We start from the raw sequence: 19,387 nt of genomic DNA, 5'->3' as shown, positions 1-19,387 counted from the left end.
CAAGCCCGGTGGACCATGCGATGGAAACCCGCATTGAACGCGTTCGCCAACACGTTCGGTGACCGCTGGCCGGGCGCCGAGAAGTACTAACCACGAACGCCGAAAACACCGTTCCTGTTACAGACCCCTCGGGGACAGTCTGGTGTGGAGCTTTACGTGAATGCGGGGGATAACGTTCTGGGTAGCGTTCACCATCATCGGTGGTTTAGGTCAATCGGAGTTCGTAGACGGCCCGATGCTTGTCGGGGCCTTTGTAGTCGGAGACAACGGAGATGCCGTTGATGGTGTGATCTCCAGGAGTGTTGGTGAACCCTTTCTGGGTCCAGGTGGCGTGGGCGGCGGTGTTATCGGGTTCGGACGTGAGGTACAGCCGGCGGCAACCGAAGCGTTGACCGGTGTCACGCACGGAGTCCAGGAGGGCGGTGGAGATGCCTTTGCGGCGGTGGTCGGGGTGGGTGATGACGTCCTGGATGTAGAGGTCGTCGGGGTGGTCTTGGCTGCGGAAGGCGATGATCGTGCCGATGATCTGGTCTTGCTCGGTGGCGATGGGGCAGGTGGTGGAGAACAGGTTGGCGTAGAGCCAGTAGTCGGATGCGGTGCGGGGCCGGATGTAGGGCGCGCCGAGTTCCATCAGTTCGAGGATGGCGGGGATGTCGTCTTGGTGTAGGGGCTTGATGTTCACGGGTGCCTTTCGGTGCGGTGGGCGAGTTCGACGATGTGGTTGGCTGCGCTGGCGGGGTCGACGGCGTCGGCGATGCTGCGTCCGATGATCAGGATGTCCCAGTCGGGGCTGGCGAATATGGCGTGGTCGGTGGTGCTGTATCCGCCGCTGACGGCGACGGGTAGTTGGGTCCAGGAGCGGAGTGTTCGGGCGGCGTCGAGGGCGGTCGTGCTGCCGATGCCGAGGTCGATGTTGGTGGTAATGGTGAAGCCGTCGACTCCGGCTCGTTCCATGTCGATGACCCATCGGTGGGTGGTGGCGGTGGGGGCGTCGAGCAGGATGGGTACGCCGAGGCGTTGACCGGCTTCGGCGGCGGCGCTGACGCTGGCGGTGGTGGCTGGGCCGATGAGTAGCACGATGTCGGCTCCGGATTGGGCGGCGAGTAGGACTTGGTCGCGTCCCCAGTCCGCGGACATCATCTCGGCGACGATGGTGGCCTCGGGCACGGCGGCCTTGATCTGTTCGATGGCCCGTACGCCGACCTCTTTGATGAGTGGGTCGCCGATCTCGATGAAGTCGGCTCCTGCGGCGACGGCCGCTCGGGCCACCGTGATCGCGTCGTTGATGTCGCGCAGGTCCAGGGCGATCTGGACAGCACGTTGCCCGCGTGCCCGGCGGAATCGCTCGCGACTGAGCCGGGGGTCATCTTCGTTTCCGGCACTGTGGGATTCAGCGCCGGTTCGGGCGGCTTCCTGTCGTACTAGCCAGCTGCTACTGCGTTGCGCCCGGGCTACCACCGCCTGCCTCAGTGGCGGGGACAGAACTAGTTGACCGGTGCGGGCTTCTCTGAGCACGGTGAGCAGGGCGCCGTGGTCGTCGCGGTCGTGGTTATCACCGGCCATGACGTCGGGGTGGCGGTCAGGGAGGTGCAGGATCTGGAGCCGCTCCCAGCTTGGCCGGATGTGGCGGGGGCAGTGGCGCCAGCCCGGGTCGGTGTTCATGGCCGCGAGTGCCGAGCGCACCAGGTCTCGCCTGGGATGATCCGGACCGAACCGGTCTAGGCCGCGCAGCGTGCGTTCGCGCACGTGCCAGTTGTCGTCGTGCAACAGCGTGGCGATGTACTGCGCGGCGACCGCGTCGGGGGCTCGGGTGATCACGGGCGCGACCGCGGCACGGACTTTGTAGTCGGCGTCGTGAACGAGCCGCTCCATGACCGCGAGTCCTGCGGTGTCGATCGGGGCGCGGTCGTCGTCCGTTCCCTCGGCGAGCGCAGCTCGGACACGCCAACTGGGGTGCCCCAGGAATGCTTCCAGAGCGTTGTTGGCAGTGTCGGCGAAGAACAGATAGAAGTGCCGCGCGAAGAAGATCGCCTCGTCGCCGTTGGCCAGGTCCGCGGCGTCGAGCAGTGTGTAAGCGTCGGCGACGTCGAAGGTGCGTTCGATGAATCCGGTGATCTCTGGCCAGAGGGCGGTGCCGAATCGTCGAAGGAGTGCCAGTAGCCACCTGGTCCGCCCGTGACCGAGTGCGGCGTGCACGGCCCCGCTGGCGAGTAGGGCTCGGCTCAGTCTGATCGATGCCTCCTGCTCAGCTCGCTTGGCCAACGCGCGCAGGACCTGGGGTGTGGCGAAGCGCGAGCCGTCGGCCAGTGCCATCAGCAGGGGCACGGTGGAGTTGGTCGAGGCTGTAGGCGCGGTCGCGAGATACTCCAGCAGGTCGGGCGCGAGATTGTCCAGGCGCTGGAAGACCAGTTCGATGATGCTGCGAGCCGCGCTGGAGGTACTCGCCTGGGCTGCGAGGTCGTTGACGGCACCGATGGCCATAACCGAGCGCCCCTGGGCGTGGAGCAGATCAGCGATACGGGTACTGAGGAAGAATTCACGCAGCACGTCGTGGGTGAATTCGATTCGCCCATGTGCAGAATCCCGCACGATGGCGTTCGCAACGCCCACAGGGGGATGCGGCGAGCTGGTGTGATCGGCAGGAAGCGGGGCCATGGCGAGGCTGGTGGGGACCTGGCTCTGCCGGTGAGCCAGGTCGGTGAGAGAGGCGAGCACCAGGTCGGTATTGGTGGTGCCCTCACCGACGATGGCGCGCACACAGTGGTCGAGGAGCGCGTAGGCATTGAGATCGTGCCCCGATGCCTTCAGCGATGCGGAAAGCGCCAGCCGCATGTAGATCGGTACCCGAACCAACTGTTGGATGCCGCTCGGGAGGCGATCGAACGGGGGCGCCTCGGGCACGCGTACCTGATCCCACAGGGACCGCGCCTCGGCTGGAGTCCAGGCAGTCAGCTCGGTCGCAGGATCGCCGCGTGGTGCCTCGGGCGAAATGAAGAGGGCCGCGTGCAGCAGCGGATGTGCGGTGGTTTCGATCGACGGCGGAGTGCGGACGGTGAGCAGGAACCGCAGCGAGGACGTGGTGACCTGTCGGAGGATCGCGTCGACCTGACGGCCGATGACGGCGAACTCGTCGTGGCTGGAGATACCGTCGATCACGACCGTGCAGGGGTGGGACAGCTGCGCGCAATGCCCTTCCAGTGTGAGCAGGGCGTCGTGCCCACGAGGTATCGAGGCGTAGCGGAGGATCTCGACGGCAACATCCACTCCAGCCAAGTCCCAGCTGGCCACTGTCAGCAGCTGGATGTCGGTCTGGTCGGCGAGTTGTTGGGCGATGTGGTGGGTCAGTCGCGACTTGCCGGTCCCCGGGGCGCCCGCGAGTAGGAAAACCCGTGTGGAGGAGGCCAGGAACGTCCTGACATTTTTGACCACGTCCGTGGGCGGGTGGTACGGCAGAGGCGAGTCGGCATCGTTGCTGAGCGATTCCAGCAGCTTCTGGGTGCGTACCGTTGAGCCCGCGCCGAGCTTGCCCGGGGCGACGCCCAGCTGGCGGTCGAATCGGTCTCGGAGGTCGTCGGGTAGCCCTTCGAGTTCCCGATTGAGCACCTCAAGGGTCTCGTGGTGTAGTGCGCTCTCGCGTCCGGCTTTCTCCCAGTTCGCAACCGTGCTCTGGGCGAACCCGAGGTGCTCGGCGAACGCGCGCTGGCTGAGGTGTTGGACCTCGCGCAGCGCCTTCACCTTGCGCGGGGTCCACGCGATGTCGCGGATCACGCAGGTAGTCCTCCAAGCGGACGATGATGCGGTTTCGGCATGTTCTCACCGTAGCGGGGTCGACACAGCGAGGGCTTGATCAGTATCGATCACTTCCGGTGCGCGGCTGTCTTCCAGAGTCGGGGGTCCGGGCGGCACGGTGAATGCACGCGATCGCCATACCGACGGCCGCGGTCAGATCCGGGAGTCCCGATGCCGCAGACCAATGAGCCACCCGAGCCGTTCTCGGCTCGCCCTCTCCTGGCGCCATCGTCCTTTCCGCAGTTCCACGACGCCTACATCGCCGTGCTCGAGGATCTGCTGCGTCACCCGCATCATCACACCACGACGCAGGGAAACAGTGGTCCCGAACGGTTGAACGTGTCGTTTGAGATCGCCGACCCCGCCGCACGGGTTCCGCTGCTGGCGACGTACACGACCAATGTTGTCGTCCACCTCGCTGAGACATTGTGGCTCCTCGGAGGCCGCGACGACGTGGCCATGATGCGCCATTACGCCCCGCGCCTGGCCTCCTACTCCGTAGACGGCCTGACCATCGCCGGTGCTGCATACGGCACTCGGCTCTTCCGGACCGGTACCCACGCGGGCGACCGTTGCGCGTTCGACGCCACCCTGGACCTCATCCGGTCCGACCCTGACACCAGGCGCGCGGTCCTGCCGATCTTCGGCGCCCACGAGGTCGGTGATGGCCAGCATCCCGACGTGTCGTGCACGATCGCGTTCCAGCTCCTGCAACGCGATGGCGCCCTCCACGGCATCTGCTACACGCGCGCCAAAGATGCCTCACGCGGACTGGTGTCCGACGTGTTCTCGTTCACCTTCATCCAGGAGCTTGCCGCGCGACTACTCGGGCTGCGGCTCGGCACCTACACCCATCACGTCGGATCGATGCACATCATCAATGAGCACCTTCCCCGGACCCACGCGATCCTCGCCGAAGCCGCCGCCACGGTGCCACCACTACTTCCGTGGCCGAAAATGCCCGCGGAGACCACCATGGAGATCCTCGACGAGGTCTGTGCGCACGAGCAACGTCTCCGCGCGAACCTCATGGCCCACACGAAAAACTCGCTGGAACGAAGCGGGCTACCACAGTACTGGCAGGGCCTCATCGCGCTCCTGGAGATCTATAGGCAAATCACCTATGAACCTGACTGTCGGTCCATCGATCCCGAGATCATCACGGTCCTGCATCCTGCGCACCAGTGGATGTCACACCACACCTGGCCCGATCGAGTACCCCCCGCAGGCGACCGACGCGTTGCGTCATGACCGGTCCTCGACACCAACGAAACACAGCCCATGGACAGGAAGCACCAGCCTGCGACCACCGCTCCTCGCGCGGCTGCGCCCTTCGACCTCGCGCGCCTGGTCGACCTACCAACCACTGACTGACGGCGGGGCGACGCGCGTATCCCGACAGCGTGCCGCCTCGCCGTCGCCCACACCCCGCCCAATCCGAATCGACCTCATAAGGCGTCAACGATGACTAATGTGCTGTCGCACACCGCAGGCACGCCCACGATCCCGTCCGACTCCGGCCGACCGAGACGTGTGGTCGTCACCGGAGCCGCCGGGTTCATCGGCGGCCATCTGATCACCCGACTTATCGCCGACGGCGCATCGGTCGTCGGTCTTGATCGTCGCGACCCGGCCTGCGACGTGGCGGCGGCCCAGAGCCTGGGTGAGGCACTGGGTCAGCCTGCGTTCACCTTCCGGCGGGTCGACCTCACCAGCCCGGGCTGGGAACCGTTGCTGTCCGGCGCGGAAGTGGTATTCCACCTCGCCGCGCTGCCAGGAGTGCGACCGTCCTGGGGCCCAGGATTCGATGACTACGCAATGTGCAACGTCGTGGCGACCCAGCGGGTCATGGACGTGGCGATCCAGGCCCGAGTGCCCCGCGTGGTGGTCGCGTCCTCGTCCAGCGTCTACGGCAGCACCGGCGGAGGGCCCACCTCGGAGACAGTCCCGACCAGACCGCTGTCTCCGTACGGCGTGACCAAGCTGGCGACCGAAGCGCTGGCGCTGGCGCACGCCCAGCGCCACGACAGCGCGACCACGGTCGCCGCGCTGCGCTACTTCACCGTGTACGGGCCACGACAACGCTCCGACATGCTGATCGGCAGAGCGCTGACCGCCGCCCTCGGCGGAGGGCCGGTGGTGCTCTACGGCTCTGGTGAGCAGAGCCGAGACTTCACCTACATCGGCGACATCGTCGAGGCGACCATCGCGGCCTCCCGTACCCAGGCCTCCGGCGCGTTCAACATCGGCGCGGGGCGTGCCACGAGTGTGCGTGAGGTCCTTCGCGTCGCCGAGGACCTCACCGGCCGACCGGTCCCGGTGACCGCAGCTCCGGCCGGTGACGGCGACGTACCTGCGACGCTGGCCGACTCCACACTCGCCCGCGATGTGCTGGGGTGGCAGCCCCAGGTGGAGCTGACCACCGGGATGCGACGGCACCTCGACTGGCTACGTAGCTACCCCATTGGCCACGCCGACGCGACCGCGACGGCCTGAATCCCTTCTAACTGCTCGAAAAGGAGAGATCGTGCCGCTGTTGACCGTGTCAGCCGGTGACGCCTCGCATCTGTTCACCCAAACCTGCCAGGCAGTCACCCAGCGAGGACGAGAAATCGCCCCACGCGGATTGTCTACTGTGGAGGTTCTGGGTGCCGAACTCGTCTTGAGCAGCCCACGCAGCCGATTCGTCGACGTCGCGCCGGTGCGGGTACTCAACCCAGCCTTCGCGGCGGCAGAAGCGCTTTGGATTCTGTCCGGTTCCGACGATGACTGGATCTTTGCCTTCAACGAACGGCTGCGGCGTTTCGCAGACCACGGTCGCCTGCAGGGTGCCTACGGTCCACGGCTGCGCCGTTGGCGTGGCAAGGTCGACCAGCTCGACGCGGTTCGCCGCCGGCTGCTGGCTGACCCAGCGACGCGGCAGGCGGTGATCACGTTGTTCGACCCCGCGCAGGACTTCTCTGGCTACCGCGACGTGCCGTGCACGCTGGGCTACCGCTTCGCGCTGCGCGAGGGCGCGTTGCACATGTTCACGAGCATGCGCAGCCAGGACGCGTGGCTGGGGCTGCCCTATGACGTGTTCACGTTCACGATTCTGCACGAGCTGCTCGCCGGGTGGCTCGACGCAGACCTTGGCGAATACCACCATCTGGTGGACTCGTTGCACCTGTACGAGCAACACGTCGATGCGGTCGCGGACTTGCGCCAGTGGCCGCATCGGCAGCCGAGTATGGCCCCGTTGGCGGTGCCGTGGACCGACTTCGACGCGATGTTGGCGCAGGTGATTGCCGGGGAACCGGTCGGACACCACGGCTGGGACGACTTCGCGGTCGTGCTCGCCAGCTACCGGCGGTGGAAGCAGCGCGATCACGACGCGGCCCAAGCCCTGATCGAGACCAGTTCGGGACCGTTGGCTACTGCGCTCCGCCGGTGGTACCTGCTGCTGCAGAACAACCCCGAGGCGGTCGCCGCCGCTCCCGCCACCCCGCTCGGCCGGAGCGAGGTTGTGGCATGAGGCCGCGCCCGGTGCGCGCTCTGCTGGGGGTGTGCGCGTTCACCCACGACTCGGCCGCCGCGCTCATCCTGGACGGCCGGCTGGTGGGCTTCTGCGAAGAAGAACGCCTCAGCGGTGTCAAACACGATCGCGCTTATCCCACCCGTTCGATCGCGTGGCTCCTGGACACCCACGGGCTCACTGGGGACGACATTGACGTGGTGGCCTACAACTTCGTGCCCTGGCGCTACCTTCCCGCTGCCGCCAGCTCCGTTCGCCACCTGACCAACCGTGCCGCGGCGCCCCGTGCCGCGGCACGAGCGGGATCGTTCCTCAAGGTCGCCTGGCGCACCCAAACCCGGCTGTGGCAACTGCGGCATCACTTCCCCAAATCTCGGATACGGGCGATACCGCACCACCGCGCCCATGGCCTGTACGCCTTCGCCGCTTCTGGGCGTTCCCAGGCCGCGGTTCTGGTGGTCGACAGCCTCGGCGAGACCGACACGACCAGCCTCGCGCTGGCTGATGTTCAGGCGGGCCGGGTGCGCTACCGGCAACTGGCCGCGCTGTCGGATCCGGCCTCGCTGGGCTACGTCTACGGCGCGATCACCGAGCACCTCGGATGGCGGCGCGGCGACGAGGAAGGCACCGTGATGGCCCTGGCGGCGCTCGGCGACCCGGCCCGCTTCCGGCGCCTGTTCGCCGACGCCATCCCGATCACCGACACGGGATTCACTGTTAACCCGGCGCTATTCGGGCTGAGGGTGCTCTCCGGTCACACGCCCAGGGTCCTACCGGCCTTCATTGAGCGCAGCTGCGGGCCGCGCCACGGCCAGGACCCGATCGAGGCTGTGCACAGTGACCTCGCGGCAGCCCTGCAAGAACGCACCGAGCAGGCCATGCTCCACCTCGCCCGGCAAGCGGCGCAGCGCACCAGGATGCGCACATTGTGCGTGGGCGGCGGCGTCGCGATGAACTGTGTCAGCATCGGTCGCATCGCAGGGACCGGAATGTTCGACGAGGTGATGGTGCCGCCCGCCCCGGGTGACTCGGGTACCGCGATCGGAGCCGCACTCGCGGAGTGGCTGCGGCACACGGGCACCCTTCCGACAGGCGCGGCCGACGCCTGTTATCTCGGACCCACCTTCCCCGCTCGCACCCTGCTAGCCGAGCCTCGCACCGGGCTACGCGCCGACCGCGTGTCTGACCGGGCCCGGCACCTGGCCCACCGTCTGGCCGACGGCACCATCGTCGGGGTGTTCACCGGAGCCTTGGAGGCCGGGCCTCGCGCACTCGGGCATCGGTCCATCCTCGCCTCCCCACTCGACCGCGAGGTCGTCGACCGGCTCAACGCCACAGTCAAGTACCGCGAACCCTTCCGTCCGTTCGCTCCGATGGTCCTAGCCGACAAGGCCACCGACTACTTCCAGCTGCGCCAGCCCTCACCGTTCATGTCGATGGCGGTACCAGTCACGGACCAGGCGCGACAGCGGATCCCGAGCATTGTCCACGCCAACGGCACTGCCCGGGTGCAGACCGTTGACGCCGACCAGAACCCCTTCCTCGTCGAGGTTCTGACCGAATTCGCCGCACTCACCGGCGTCCCCGTGCTGATCAACACCTCCCTCAACATCAAAGGCAAACCGATCTGCGGCACTCCGGAGATGGCATTGGACTGCCTGACTGAGTCCGGGATCGATGCCCTGCTGCTCGAGCACTGGTGGGTGATCGCCGAATGAGCGCCGCTACCAGCACCGGGCTGCGGATCGGGTACAGCTTCTGGGGCTTCCTCGGCGCCGGGATCACCGACACCCCAGACGGGGGACGCAGTCACCGCCGCACTCTGGTCGACGCGCTGATCGCCGCCGGGCACCAGGTCGTGTTCCTGCAAAGCAACCGTGATCTCGCCGAAGCAGGCACTGATCTGCGCGACACCTACCAGTGGGCCGAGCACACCCTGCCCGAGATCGATGTGCTCTTCCTGGAGTGGCGCTGGCCCATCCCCGGGCGCAACACCACGCCCTGCGGGCAACCCGGCCACACCTGCGATCTGCACCGCCAACAGCAACTCCTCGACCACTACACCCACGAGGGCCTGCCCACCATCGTGTGGGACAAAGATCTGCAACTGCCCGCCGACGATCCCTTACGCCACCACCCCGCAGTTACCGTGACCGAGGCAGCCCTGCATCCCCACCTGGGGGCGCACAGCCTGCTGTTCCCTGTCGCCGACGAGGCACTCGACGCCTTCGGCCCCGCCATCGCTGCAGGCGGAGAACGCCGGTGGCCGCTGGTCTACGTGGGCAACCAGTACGGCCGCGACACGGCGTTCGACACCTACTTCGCCCCGGCCGCCGCGTGCCATCGCCACCGAGTTGCTGGCAAATGGACCAGCACTCACCGTTGGCCGCACGTGCACTTCCAGGGCCGCGTCCCTTTCCCGGCCGTCGACGCGCTCTACCGCGCTGCCACCTGCACTGTGTTGCTGCTCCCCGAGCGCTACGTGTGCCGAGGACAGATGACCCAACGCCTCTTCGAAGCGGTCCTGGCCGGATGTCTGCCCCTGGCTCCAGCCAACATCCGTTCGGCGGCCCGGTTCGTCCCCACCACCTTGCACGTGACAAGCGGATTCCACACCACCGAACGCGTCGCTCAGCTGCGAGACAGGCGAAACGGCGAGCGGGCGGATCTGTTGGCGGCCTGCGCCGCCCGGCTGGAGCTGTTTCGCGCCAGCCGCCAGATCCGTCACCTCGACGCGCTCATGCCCGCTACCAGACGCCCGGCCGGGCAACTGGCACCGTGAACACGCGACCACCCGTCACCATCGACAACCGGAGAGAACCCGTGCGCAAAATCGCGATCTGTGGCTGTGGCGGATCGGGAAAATCAGCCCTCGCCCGACAGCTCAGCGACCGGCTCGACCTGCCCGTCACCCACCTGGACATGGTGTACTACGACGAGCAGTGGAACCCCCTGAGCCAGGACGAGTTCGCCGCGCTTCAGCGGCGGCTGGTCGCCGAAGACCGCTGGATCCTCGACGGCAACTACGCCTCCACCATGCCCATCCGGCTCGCGGCGGCCGACACGGTCGTCTTCCTCGACATCCACCCCCTGGTCTGCCTCTGGGGCATCCTGCAGCGCCGCCGCCAGCACCGCGGCTCCGACGAGCTGTCCCGCCACCTGCGAGGGCGGCTGAGCTGGGGATTCGTGAAGTACATCCTCGGCTACCGCAAGACCATGCGCCCCAAGATCCACATACTGCTCGACGAGCGGGCCGCAGGCACGGTGGTCATCCTCACCAGTCGCCGCGCCGCCCGCCGCTACCTCGACACCGTCTCAACCAGCCCGGAGCGGCCATGAACACCTCGGCCAATCCATTCCTCGACCACAAGCAGCGGCACGTTCTCTACGGCGACGCGCATCGCCTGACGCAGCGCACCTCCGCGCTCAGCGCGGCCAAAATCTCCGGGGCGGCAGTCGCTGAGGTCATCGCCGGACTTGGCCCCAGTCGGCCGAGCTGCGTGCTCGACGTCGGCTGCGGGCGAGGCGGCACTACCGCTTACCTCGCACGGGCATGGTCACCGGACCACCTGACCGCTCTCGACGCATCAGCCGCAATGTTGGACCAGGCCCGGGCGCGCGTCACCGAGCACGCCCCAGACATCGCCGGGCGGGTCCGTTTCGTCTGCGCAGACTTCCACGACATCCCCGCCCTCGACGACCACGTCGACGTCATCGTGGCTGCCTTCTGCCTATACCACGCCCCGAAGCCGGGTACGGTCCTCGCCGAATTCCGCCGCTGCCTGCGCCCCGGCGGCCGCATCATCCTGGTCACCAAGTCAGCCGACAGCTACGCCGCCCTCGACGAACTTGTCGCCGCCAGCGGTCTCGACCCCGACGCCACCCGCCGCCCCTCGCTGTACGAGAGCTTCCACAGCGGCAACGCCGAGACGATCACCGCACAGCACCTGCGCGTCGACACAGTGGCGCATCACCAGCACCGGTTCCACTTCACCGACGCGGCCCACACTGCCCGCTACGTCGCCACCAACCCCAAATACCGGCTGCCCCAACAGGAACTGGACACCCTCACCGAACGACTGGACACCGTCTTGCGCGGGCACGGGGTGGCCACCGACTCCGCCGTCACCTACGTCGTGGCCAGCAAGACATGAACACCGACGTGTTCCGCAAGCACTACCGCACACCCGACGCCGCGCACGCCGCGGCGAACCACCACACGTGGCTGACCGGACTCGACTCCGGCCTGTCGTTTCCGACGTTGCTGCGACACCGGGACACGACGTTGGAGTTCGAGCACATCTCTGGACCCACCGCCGAACCCGCGGACTTGCCAGTCATCGCCCGCGCACTGGGCCAACTGCACCACGCCGCCCGGCGCCACGGGATGATCCACGCCGACATCAACCAGCCGTTCCCGCTGAACGGCAGTGGGACTCTGGCCGGATTCGCGCCCCCACGCCGAGAACGCCTGCATGCCGCGCTGTCGACCACCCGGAGCCCGCTGTCCGGCGAACTCGTCGATGCCTGGCTCGACGCGGCCACCCACTTCCCCGGCGCGCTCTACAAAGACGCCAACCCCCGCAACGTCATCCTCTCCGACAGCCGCGGCCCGGTCCTCGTCGACTTCGACACCCTCACTCTCGCCCCAGCCGGCTACGACCTGGCCAAACTGGTCGTCACCACCGCGATGACCTTCGGACCACTGACCCGCCAGCACGCCGTCAACGCCCTCCACGCCTACACCACGTCCCTCGGCCTCGGCCAGAACGCCTGCCCGTTCGGTCACATCCAGGTCTGGGCCGAATTCCATCACCTGCTGACCAGCCCGTGGCTCGGCTGCCACTACACCCACGACTGGGCGACGGTGCGACCGTGGCCCACTGACGAGATCGCCTCCGCAGCCCGCACCCCGACCAACACGCCAAGGAGTTGAGGCCGGTCATGACCATTACCACCGAACTGCTGCTGGCCCGGCACGGCGAAGCGCACTGCAACACCACCGGTCACGTCGGCGGGGAGTCGACCTGCACCGGACTCACCGAACGCGGGCGTGATCAGATCCGCCTCCTCGCGCACCAACTGCGCCAGGAAGACACCACAGCGCCGATCAGCGCGCTCTACACCAGTCCCCGCCGCCGCACCCTCGACACAGCAGACCTGTTGGGCGACGCACTGGGCCTCGAGCCCCGCGTTGACCCCGCCCTGCGTGGCCTCGACCACGGCGACGCCGACGGGAAACATTGGACCAGCGTCAAGACCCGGTTCGGCGGCCGGCCCCAGCGCTATCCGGACCGACCGATCGCCGCCGGCGCCGAGGCCTGGAACGGCTACCTCGCCCGCTGTCAGACAGCGCTGCACACCATCCTCGATCGCCACCCCGGCGAACGGATCCTCATCGCCGCGCACGGCGAAACCATCGAAGCCAGCTTCGCCTTCTTTTACCGCCTGCCCCCTGGTGAACACGAACACGCCGGGCAGATCACCAGCCACGCCTGCCTGACCCACTGGCAGCGCCACCGCAACCGCTTCGGCCACGAGGTGTGGATGCTGGCCAGCCACAACGACACTCGCCACCTCCACCCGCAGACGAAGGCACGGGGATGACGAAGCCACCTCACCCGCTCACCCAGCTGCAACGGCTCGCCGAAACGACGCTGCACATTACGGTCACGATCACCACCCCGGCGCTCACGCACGCCACCGGCACCGTCGCTCGGCTGCGGGCCGGTGACACCGACCTCATCGGCAAGATCCACCGCACGCCCGCGCTGCATCAGCGCGAAGTCCACGCCTACCGCACGTGGACTCCACACCTGGGTGATGCCGTACCACGACTGGTCGCCGTCGCGCCCGAGCTGCCCGGGATCGTGATCACCGCCGTCCCCGGCGCACCTCTCGACACACTTTCCCTCTCCGCAGCCGAAGAACGCGAAGCTCACCGCGCCGCTGGCCGCATCTTGCGGCGGCTCCACGCCCTGCCCAACAGCACTCCCGCCGAGGAGATCGCCCGGTACCTCGCCACCCGCGGCGAACACTGGCTAAGCCAACTCACCTCCCACCTGACCCGCCACGACACCGACCTCGTGCGCGAACACCTGCACCAGCTTTCCAGTTTGACCATCGCTCGGGTCGCTGCGTGCCACCTGGACTTCCAGCCCCGCAACCTGCTCTGGCACACCGATCACCAGGTTCGGGTCATCGACTTCGAGAACAGCCGGGAAGACCTCGCCGCCCGCGACCTCGCCCGCCTCGCCACCCGCACCTGGCCACACCGCCCAGACCTCAAAACCGCTTTCCTCGACGGCTACGGCCCACTCGACACCACCGACACCGCAGTGCTGCATCACGTGACCGCGCTCGAAGCCGTCACCAGCCTCGCCTACGGACTGCGCACCCGCGATAGCCACCTCGTCCACATAGGACAAGGCTTGCTGGCCGAGCTCCGCTGACCCCTCAGGAGTACCGACCATGACCACCGTGACCGTGATTGGCGCCGGCTACGTCGGCCTGACCACCGCTGCGTGCCTGGCGCACCTTGGCCACCGAGTCCACACCGTCGACATCGACACCAAGCGCCTGCGAAGGCTGGCCTCCGGGCACATCGATCTTCTCGAACCCGAACTACCTGAGATGATCCACCGCCACCAGCGCACCGGGCAGCTCACCTTCACCGATACCGCCGCGCCCTGTTTCGCCGAATCGGGGGCAGTCTTCCTGTGCCTACCCACACCGGCGCGGGTCGACGGCAGCGCCGACCTCACCGCGATCGACACCACCATCCCCCAGCTGCGCCGGCATCTCGCACCTGGCGGCCAGATCGTCGTGAAATCCACCGTGCCGCCAGGCACCCACTGTCAGCTCACCGCCGCACTGGATCGCAGCGACATCGCCGTGATCAGTAATCCCGAGTTCCTCCGCGAAGGCAGCGCCGTCCACGACTGGCTCCACCCCGACCGCCTCGTCCTGGGCGCCAACAACCTCGAGCACGCACACCGCGCCGCAGCCCTCTACCACGGCATCAACGCCCCGCTCGTCCTCACCGACCCCACCAGCGCGGAACTCATCAAATACGCGGCCAACACCTTCCTCGCCATGAAGATCACCTACGCCAATACCCTCGCCGAACTCAGCGAACATCTCGGTGCCAACATCACCGACGTGTGTACCGGCCTCGAACACGATCCCCGTATCGGAGGCCAGTACCTGCGCCCCGGTCCAGGCTGGGGCGGTCCCTGCCTGCCCAAAGACACCCGCGCCCTACTCGCCCTCGGCGACCACACCAGCGCTGACCTCAGCCTGCTCCAAGCAATCGTGCGTGCCAACGCCCACCATCAGCGGCGCATCAGCACACTGATCGAAAAGCTCCTGCCCAGGCCGCTGACCGGCGCTCGTATCGGCGTCCTCGGCCTGACCTTCAAACCCGGCACCAACGACCTGCGCGACTCACCCGCCCTGGCCATCACCACCGCATTGGCCGCCCGCCACGCCCATGTCACGGCCTACGACCCCGCCATCACCCACACTGTCCCCGGACTCACCGACCACCTCACCCACGCCCCCGACGCCGCCACCGCGTTGGCCGACTGCGACGCCGCGCTGCTGCTCACCGACTGGCCACAATTCACCCGACTGCCCTGGCGCACCCTCGCCCGAACCATGCGCGGTGCTCTCGTCCTCGACACCAGGGGCCTCCTCGACGCCACGGACGTTGCCCGCACCGGGCTGCGCCTGCACGCCATCGGCCAAGCCACCGCTACCCGGCCCACCGCCAAAACAGCCTGACCAGCGCTGGGCGACGCAGGGAGGAGAGCATGTCGGTTACGGATCTCGCGAGCGGCGTCGAACACGCGCTTGCCCGTATCGGTGCCGCGCGAGACGCGCTCACTGCGGCGGGTGGCAGCCTCGACGAGGCACACGAGCTGTGGTCGCCCATGGTCGAGGGCTCACACGACGAGGTGCAACAAGTGCCACTGAGGGCCGAGCAGGCGCGGCTCGGCAGCGACAAAGTCTACGCGACACTGAACACCGTCGAGCAATTGCTGCGCGGCTACCTCAACAGTCTCGGCGTCACTACCGCGCCGGATGCGTCGGCCCCCGCCGGCTCACCACTGCTAGCCGATCCCGGCGCGCCTGCGAGGCCCCCGTCCATCGGTCCTACGCGACGGCCCACCAGCACGCTCGTGACCGAAGAGCGATTGCGGGCGGCGCGGCGCCGGGTCGGCAGCCGACCAGACGGTACGCCGACACACGGCGAGTGGGTGCGCTCCGACGGGTGGAGCGTGCGGATCATCAGTGGTCCCGGCGACGAACATTTCCATACCGCAGCCACCCAGCTCGCGGACTTGGGCCTACCGCGGCCGGTGAGCCGCCTCGCCACGCACGTCGAGGTCAAGGTCGCTGCCCGGATGCGCGAGGATGGGCTCCCTGACGAGACCGTCGTTATCGACCGCAGCGTGTGCGGCACCCGCCCGTTCGACGTGCACCGGCAGTACACCTGTGACAGATACCTATCACGCATCCTGCCACCCGGGGCGCGGTTGCGTGTCGTGCAGCCAGACGGCACGATTCGACAGTACGAGGGAGAAGTCAAGTTATGAGCATCAGCGGATCCGTGCCGATCAGCGGGCACGAACAGGGCGGCCAGTCGCTCACTCTGGACACCGTCGCCGACGTCGACCAGCTCGTGGCACTGCTGTCGGAGCCGACTACGCACACAGCCACGCTTGAAACCAGCCGCGCCGCCATCGATGCCCACGTGCAGGACGGCCGCGGCTACCTCCTGTACTCCGGCGACGAGGTGTTCGGCTACAGCATCGGCGACGAGACCTCCCCTGCGGTGGAGTCCGAGGTCGGTTTCCCCGCTGGGGCAGGACTGCCGATCGAACAGTTCCGGAAAGCACTGGTCGAGTTCGTTGCCACAGAGGGAAGACTGCCCACCTCAGTGCCGTGGCGCGACGCCGCAGACCTGCCCGCCCAGCCTTAGGTTGGCGTTCGCCGATGACCGCAGGTCGATACCTGTCCCGGCCTAGAGAGTCCCGACCGCAACCTCACTCCGGTGTGGCGGCGTCTCGTAATGGGCTCCCAAGGCTGCCGTCAGCCTCGCGGACCGCACCTCACGCCTGAGGAACTCAACCGTAGAAGCCCTGTGACCTGGGCTTTTGGTGGGCCGCCAGGGGCTCGAACCCTGGACCCAAGGATTAAAAGCCCGATGGTTCGATCGCAGTGATCTTGAAACGGCTTCCGATTGCAGGGCTTCTACCTGCGGTTTCACCGACTTCAAGATCATGTTTGCGGTTGCGAACGACCATTCTGGGCTCCGTTATGTCTCCGTTCTTCCTGCTGTGCTCAAGCGGGCCCGCGACACGGTGTGACCTGGGCTTTTGCCGCGTTCGCGCTAGTAGGTGAACTCCCGCCAGCGTACTCCGTCAGGCCGGACACCGCCCGACGCCACGTAGTCGTGGACCGCCTGGCGCACAGTCGGCCACGTGATCTCCGCGTTGGTCGGCACCTCGCGTTCATGGGTCTGGTAGTCGTAGGCCACCGGTTCCGGCGACGTCCCACCGTTGTCGCTGATGGCGCTCGGCTCGCCCTTGCCCATGTACCCGACAAACCCGCACATCGTGGCCGCCGCGCGCACCCCGAACTGAAGAACCGACCAGCCGGCCTCGTCGTCCTTCCGCTCCAGCTGGGCAACCAAGCCCACCTCGACCTCCGGGGACTCCGCTTCGGCCACCATCTGGTTCAGCAGCTCGTCCACTTGAGCCGGCGTGCTCAACGCGATCGGTTCCCGGTGTTCCGGGTCGAAGTATGCATCGAACGTCACCACCGCTGCCCTCCCTTGTAAACCTTCTTGAAGCCGCCGGTCCCGTAAACCGTCAACGTGCTGCCCTCTGGCAGCACTACGCCCAACAAGCCGTCACAACTCGTCCGACCCGTGCACGGTTGGTTGTTGATGACCACCGTGGCGTCGGTGATCCCGGTATCGCGCATCTCGGCTGCGATCTTCAACTCCACGTCGGCGGCGGCGGTCGCCGGCACATACGGACACCCCGCCTCCTTCACCACCTGGTTCACCCGGTCCGTCCAGTCGTCCCGGCCACTGGTTACGGCCGACGTAGTTTTACCAGGTGCAAACCAGCGGCCCTGCGTTTTCACCCCACGGCCGGTCCCGCGCTCGGGCAGTTCGCGCCGCGCCTTCTCCACCGCGTCGTCCGGCTCGTCGTCCTTCTTGCCGGTCGGCGCGGACCGGCCCGACGACTGGCCGCCGTCCTGGCCCTGGTCGCCGGTCAAGGACTTCACGTACGCCGACAGGCCGCCCGAAGCCCTAGCCGCCAGCTGGCCGACGCTGCCAATGTCCTGGGCAGCCTGCGCCAGTGCGTCCACGGCTTGACTCAACTCCTGGTCCGAACTGCCCTGCGCGGCCTGGGCCAGGGTCAGGGCAGCTTCCTCGGCCACCTGCCCCGCCTGCTGAAGGCGCACGCCAGCCGCCGCGGATTTCTCCACGGCCAGGTTGACCGCTGCCACCGTTTCCTGGACCGACACCGCCGCCTAGCCCCTCACCGTGTGCCTGCCGATGATCGAGACCGTACATCGACGGACCAACAACAACAGCTAACCCGCAGGTCAGGAGAACGACAAAGCCCCGTCAGTCCAGGCAGGCAGCCCAATACGGATGCTGGACGAGCTGTATCAGGCCCTCCGCCACCAGCAGCGGCGGTCCGCCAACTCGTGACTGTCGTCGCCCTCGCCGGGTTGTGTTCGAGGTAGTCCTGCAGGGCCTGGCCGGTCGCCACGGCGAAGGCGCGGGGCACCGAGCTGCCCGCCGTCGCGCCCTGTCGTCGCGGAGCTGGTGCTCCCGTAGATGCCGCTGTGTGGCAACGGGTTGTCCTTGCCAGACAAGGACGTCGAGAGTCGAGGCGTCGGCGTCGCCGAGTACGGCGAAGCTGTGATCGCCGGCGCAAGACAGTGAAGCGGACTCAGCCGTCGGCCTGCATCCGCCCTCATCCAAGTTCGAATACCCACTGCATTTCTCTCATCACAGAGAGATTTTTCGGACGTTCTCTCTTCTAACTACCTATCTCTGCTTGCAGACCGTATAACCAGAACGGTTGAGCCCAACGTTCAACCGCGTTAGGGAGAGACATATGCCAACACCGAAGCGCAGATTCGACGACGAACGGCTGAGCGGGCTGCCGAGATTGCTCGAGGCCGCTCAAGCTGCCGGCGTGTACAGCAACAAGCGGCGACATGTGGACGGTACGAGGGCATACACACCACAAACGGAGCTGCTCGTGAGCGAGCTGTGGATGTACGCCTACCCGGTGTTGCTGAAGGCCCTCGCCGACGACGCTGGTGTTTCTCGCGCACGACAGCTAGTGGGCCTGCCACACATCAGCGACGAAGCACGCGAAGCGATCATGTTCACGGCCTACCACCGCGGTGACCTCGCGGGCGACATGCTCCTCAAGGCTATCCCGGGCGCTGGCGTCCTCACCGCTCTCGCTAGGCACTCCCCATACGAAACCGTGCTAGTCGGCATCGCTACAACTGCCGCAGCAACCAAGTTCTTCCACTGGCTGATCGGTTGACGCGCACAAGCGGTGCAGGGTCCCTGAGTGGGGCTCTGCACCGCTGCGAGCCCCTCCCAGACTTGCCCGAACCAGTAGCAGGTGAAGACGCCCGCTCGGCGCAGTGGACACCGGTCACGAAGGTCGGTCGACGCCGCAACGTCTTGGCCTTCGATCACGCTCGGATCCTGGCAAACGGGAGTGGAACGAGCCCGTCACCGCATGGAGTATACGACGCTGGCCACCGCATTCTGTCCCACGCACTTCACCATCGCGGACCTACGACGGGTCTACGAGATCGTGTGGGGCGAAACTCTCGACCCCCGGAACTTCCACCGCAAGGTCAAGGGCGTGGCCGACTTTCTGGTACCGACCGGGGAGATGACGACCAAGCACGGAGGACGGTCGGCGGCTCTCTTTCGACGCGGGACCGCCGAGGTGCTGCACCCGGCGATTCTGCGCGGCCGCGCGAACTGACACTCGGGCGCCGGTTCGCGCCAGCTGGCCCAGTTCA

At 67.1% G+C, this 19,387-nt stretch carries 18 protein-coding genes and 1 pseudogene; 15 read left to right on the top strand and 4 right to left on the bottom strand.

Translation table 11 applies throughout. The annotated features are described in order from the left end of the window. Nucleotides 1-205: 205 nt before the first annotated feature. Nucleotides 206-631: a GNAT family N-acetyltransferase gene (locus D0C15_RS29475; protein ID WP_245976384.1), complete on the bottom strand. Its 426-nt coding sequence runs from the start codon at nucleotides 629-631 to the stop codon at nucleotides 206-208. Nucleotides 632-678: 47 nt separating this feature from the next. Then, nucleotides 679-3,768: an orotidine 5'-phosphate decarboxylase / HUMPS family protein gene (locus D0C15_RS29470; RefSeq protein ID WP_116051396.1), complete on the bottom strand. Its 3,090-nt coding sequence runs from the start codon at nucleotides 3,766-3,768 to the stop codon at nucleotides 679-681. A 192-nt stretch (nucleotides 3,769-3,960) separates the two neighbouring features. Between D0C15_RS29470 and D0C15_RS29465 the strand changes: the two genes are divergently transcribed. The 13 genes and pseudogenes from D0C15_RS29465 to D0C15_RS29405 all read left to right on the top strand — a co-directional run bounded on the left by D0C15_RS29465 (nucleotide 3,961) and on the right by D0C15_RS29405 (nucleotide 16,289). After that, the gene (locus D0C15_RS29465) at nucleotides 3,961-5,040 is read left to right on the top strand and encodes a thymidylate synthase (RefSeq protein ID WP_116051395.1); all 1,080 of its coding nucleotides are present in this window, start codon (nucleotides 3,961-3,963) and stop codon (nucleotides 5,038-5,040) included. Nucleotides 5,041-5,253: 213 nt separating this feature from the next. Further along, a complete protein-coding gene (locus D0C15_RS29460; RefSeq protein WP_116051394.1) occupies nucleotides 5,254-6,285 on the top strand; it encodes an NAD-dependent epimerase/dehydratase family protein in 1,032 nt (343 codons plus the stop codon). Between the two features lie 31 nt (nucleotides 6,286-6,316). Beyond that, nucleotides 6,317-7,303 (top strand): thymidylate synthase, encoded by a 987-nt coding sequence (locus tag D0C15_RS29455; protein ID WP_116051393.1) that lies wholly within the window; start codon nucleotides 6,317-6,319, stop codon nucleotides 7,301-7,303. Continuing rightward, nucleotides 7,300-9,021: a carbamoyltransferase family protein gene (locus tag D0C15_RS29450; RefSeq protein WP_116051392.1), complete on the top strand. Its 1,722-nt coding sequence runs from the start codon at nucleotides 7,300-7,302 to the stop codon at nucleotides 9,019-9,021. The genes D0C15_RS29455 and D0C15_RS29450 overlap by 4 nt, the downstream gene beginning before the upstream one ends. Beyond that, nucleotides 9,018-10,085 carry a CgeB family protein gene (locus D0C15_RS29445; RefSeq protein WP_116051391.1) on the top strand — a complete coding sequence of 356 codons (1,068 nt, stop codon included), beginning with the start codon at nucleotides 9,018-9,020 and terminating at the stop codon, nucleotides 10,083-10,085. Before D0C15_RS29450 ends, D0C15_RS29445 begins: the two co-directional genes overlap by 4 nt. Beyond that, nucleotides 10,082-10,642, top strand: coding sequence for a P-loop NTPase family protein (locus tag D0C15_RS29440; protein WP_211323375.1), 561 nt, complete (start codon nucleotides 10,082-10,084; stop codon nucleotides 10,640-10,642). The genes D0C15_RS29445 and D0C15_RS29440 overlap by 4 nt, the downstream gene beginning before the upstream one ends. Further along, nucleotides 10,639-11,457, top strand: coding sequence for a class I SAM-dependent methyltransferase (locus tag D0C15_RS29435; RefSeq protein ID WP_116051389.1), 819 nt, complete (start codon nucleotides 10,639-10,641; stop codon nucleotides 11,455-11,457). The genes D0C15_RS29440 and D0C15_RS29435 overlap by 4 nt, the downstream gene beginning before the upstream one ends. After that, the gene (locus D0C15_RS29430; protein ID WP_116051388.1) at nucleotides 11,454-12,239 is read left to right on the top strand and encodes a phosphotransferase; all 786 of its coding nucleotides are present in this window, start codon (nucleotides 11,454-11,456) and stop codon (nucleotides 12,237-12,239) included. The genes D0C15_RS29435 and D0C15_RS29430 overlap by 4 nt, the downstream gene beginning before the upstream one ends. An 8-nt stretch (nucleotides 12,240-12,247) precedes the next feature. Then, nucleotides 12,248-12,910, top strand: coding sequence for a histidine phosphatase family protein (locus tag D0C15_RS29425; RefSeq protein ID WP_116051387.1), 663 nt, complete (start codon nucleotides 12,248-12,250; stop codon nucleotides 12,908-12,910). After that, nucleotides 12,907-13,755, top strand: a complete 849-nt coding sequence (locus D0C15_RS29420) for a phosphotransferase enzyme family protein (protein WP_116051386.1) — start codon at nucleotides 12,907-12,909, stop codon at nucleotides 13,753-13,755. The genes D0C15_RS29425 and D0C15_RS29420 overlap by 4 nt, the downstream gene beginning before the upstream one ends. 16 nt (nucleotides 13,756-13,771) lie before the next feature. Continuing rightward, nucleotides 13,772-15,088: pseudogene (locus D0C15_RS29415) on the top strand (UDP-glucose dehydrogenase family protein); the annotation flags it as partial. A gap of 29 nt (nucleotides 15,089-15,117) precedes the next feature. Continuing rightward, nucleotides 15,118-15,903 carry a DddA-like double-stranded DNA deaminase toxin gene (locus tag D0C15_RS29410; RefSeq protein WP_116051384.1) on the top strand — a complete coding sequence of 262 codons (786 nt, stop codon included), beginning with the start codon at nucleotides 15,118-15,120 and terminating at the stop codon, nucleotides 15,901-15,903. Further along, complete coding sequence (locus D0C15_RS29405; protein WP_116051383.1) at nucleotides 15,900-16,289, top strand: Imm1 family immunity protein; 390 nt, start codon at nucleotides 15,900-15,902, stop codon at nucleotides 16,287-16,289. Before D0C15_RS29410 ends, D0C15_RS29405 begins: the two co-directional genes overlap by 4 nt. 411 nt (nucleotides 16,290-16,700) lie before the next feature. Here D0C15_RS29405 and D0C15_RS29395 read toward each other — a convergent pair whose 3' ends face one another. Continuing rightward, the gene (locus D0C15_RS29395) at nucleotides 16,701-17,129 is read right to left on the bottom strand and encodes an Imm1 family immunity protein (RefSeq protein ID WP_158303257.1); all 429 of its coding nucleotides are present in this window, start codon (nucleotides 17,127-17,129) and stop codon (nucleotides 16,701-16,703) included. Further along, nucleotides 17,126-17,848 (bottom strand): DddA-like double-stranded DNA deaminase toxin, encoded by a 723-nt coding sequence (locus D0C15_RS29390; RefSeq protein WP_116051381.1) that lies wholly within the window; start codon nucleotides 17,846-17,848, stop codon nucleotides 17,126-17,128. Before D0C15_RS29390 ends, D0C15_RS29395 begins: the two co-directional genes overlap by 4 nt. 602 nt (nucleotides 17,849-18,450) lie before the next feature. On the opposite strand from D0C15_RS29390, the gene D0C15_RS29385 reads away from it, so the two are divergent. Then, complete coding sequence (locus D0C15_RS29385) at nucleotides 18,451-18,894, top strand: hypothetical protein (RefSeq protein WP_116051380.1); 444 nt, start codon at nucleotides 18,451-18,453, stop codon at nucleotides 18,892-18,894. Nucleotides 18,895-19,095: 201 nt separating this feature from the next. Further along, entirely contained in the window at nucleotides 19,096-19,350 is a 255-nt protein-coding gene (locus D0C15_RS35625) for an NrtR DNA-binding winged helix domain-containing protein (RefSeq protein ID WP_323808403.1), read from the top strand. Nucleotides 19,351-19,387: the final 37 nt, after the last annotated feature.

The sequence above is a fragment of the Amycolatopsis palatopharyngis genome (assembly GCF_003385185.1).
Taxonomy (GTDB): Bacteria; Actinomycetota; Actinomycetes; order Mycobacteriales; family Pseudonocardiaceae; genus Amycolatopsis; species Amycolatopsis palatopharyngis.
Note: the sequence above shows the minus strand (reverse complement) of the source record. Positions and strands in the feature narration are given on the sequence as shown.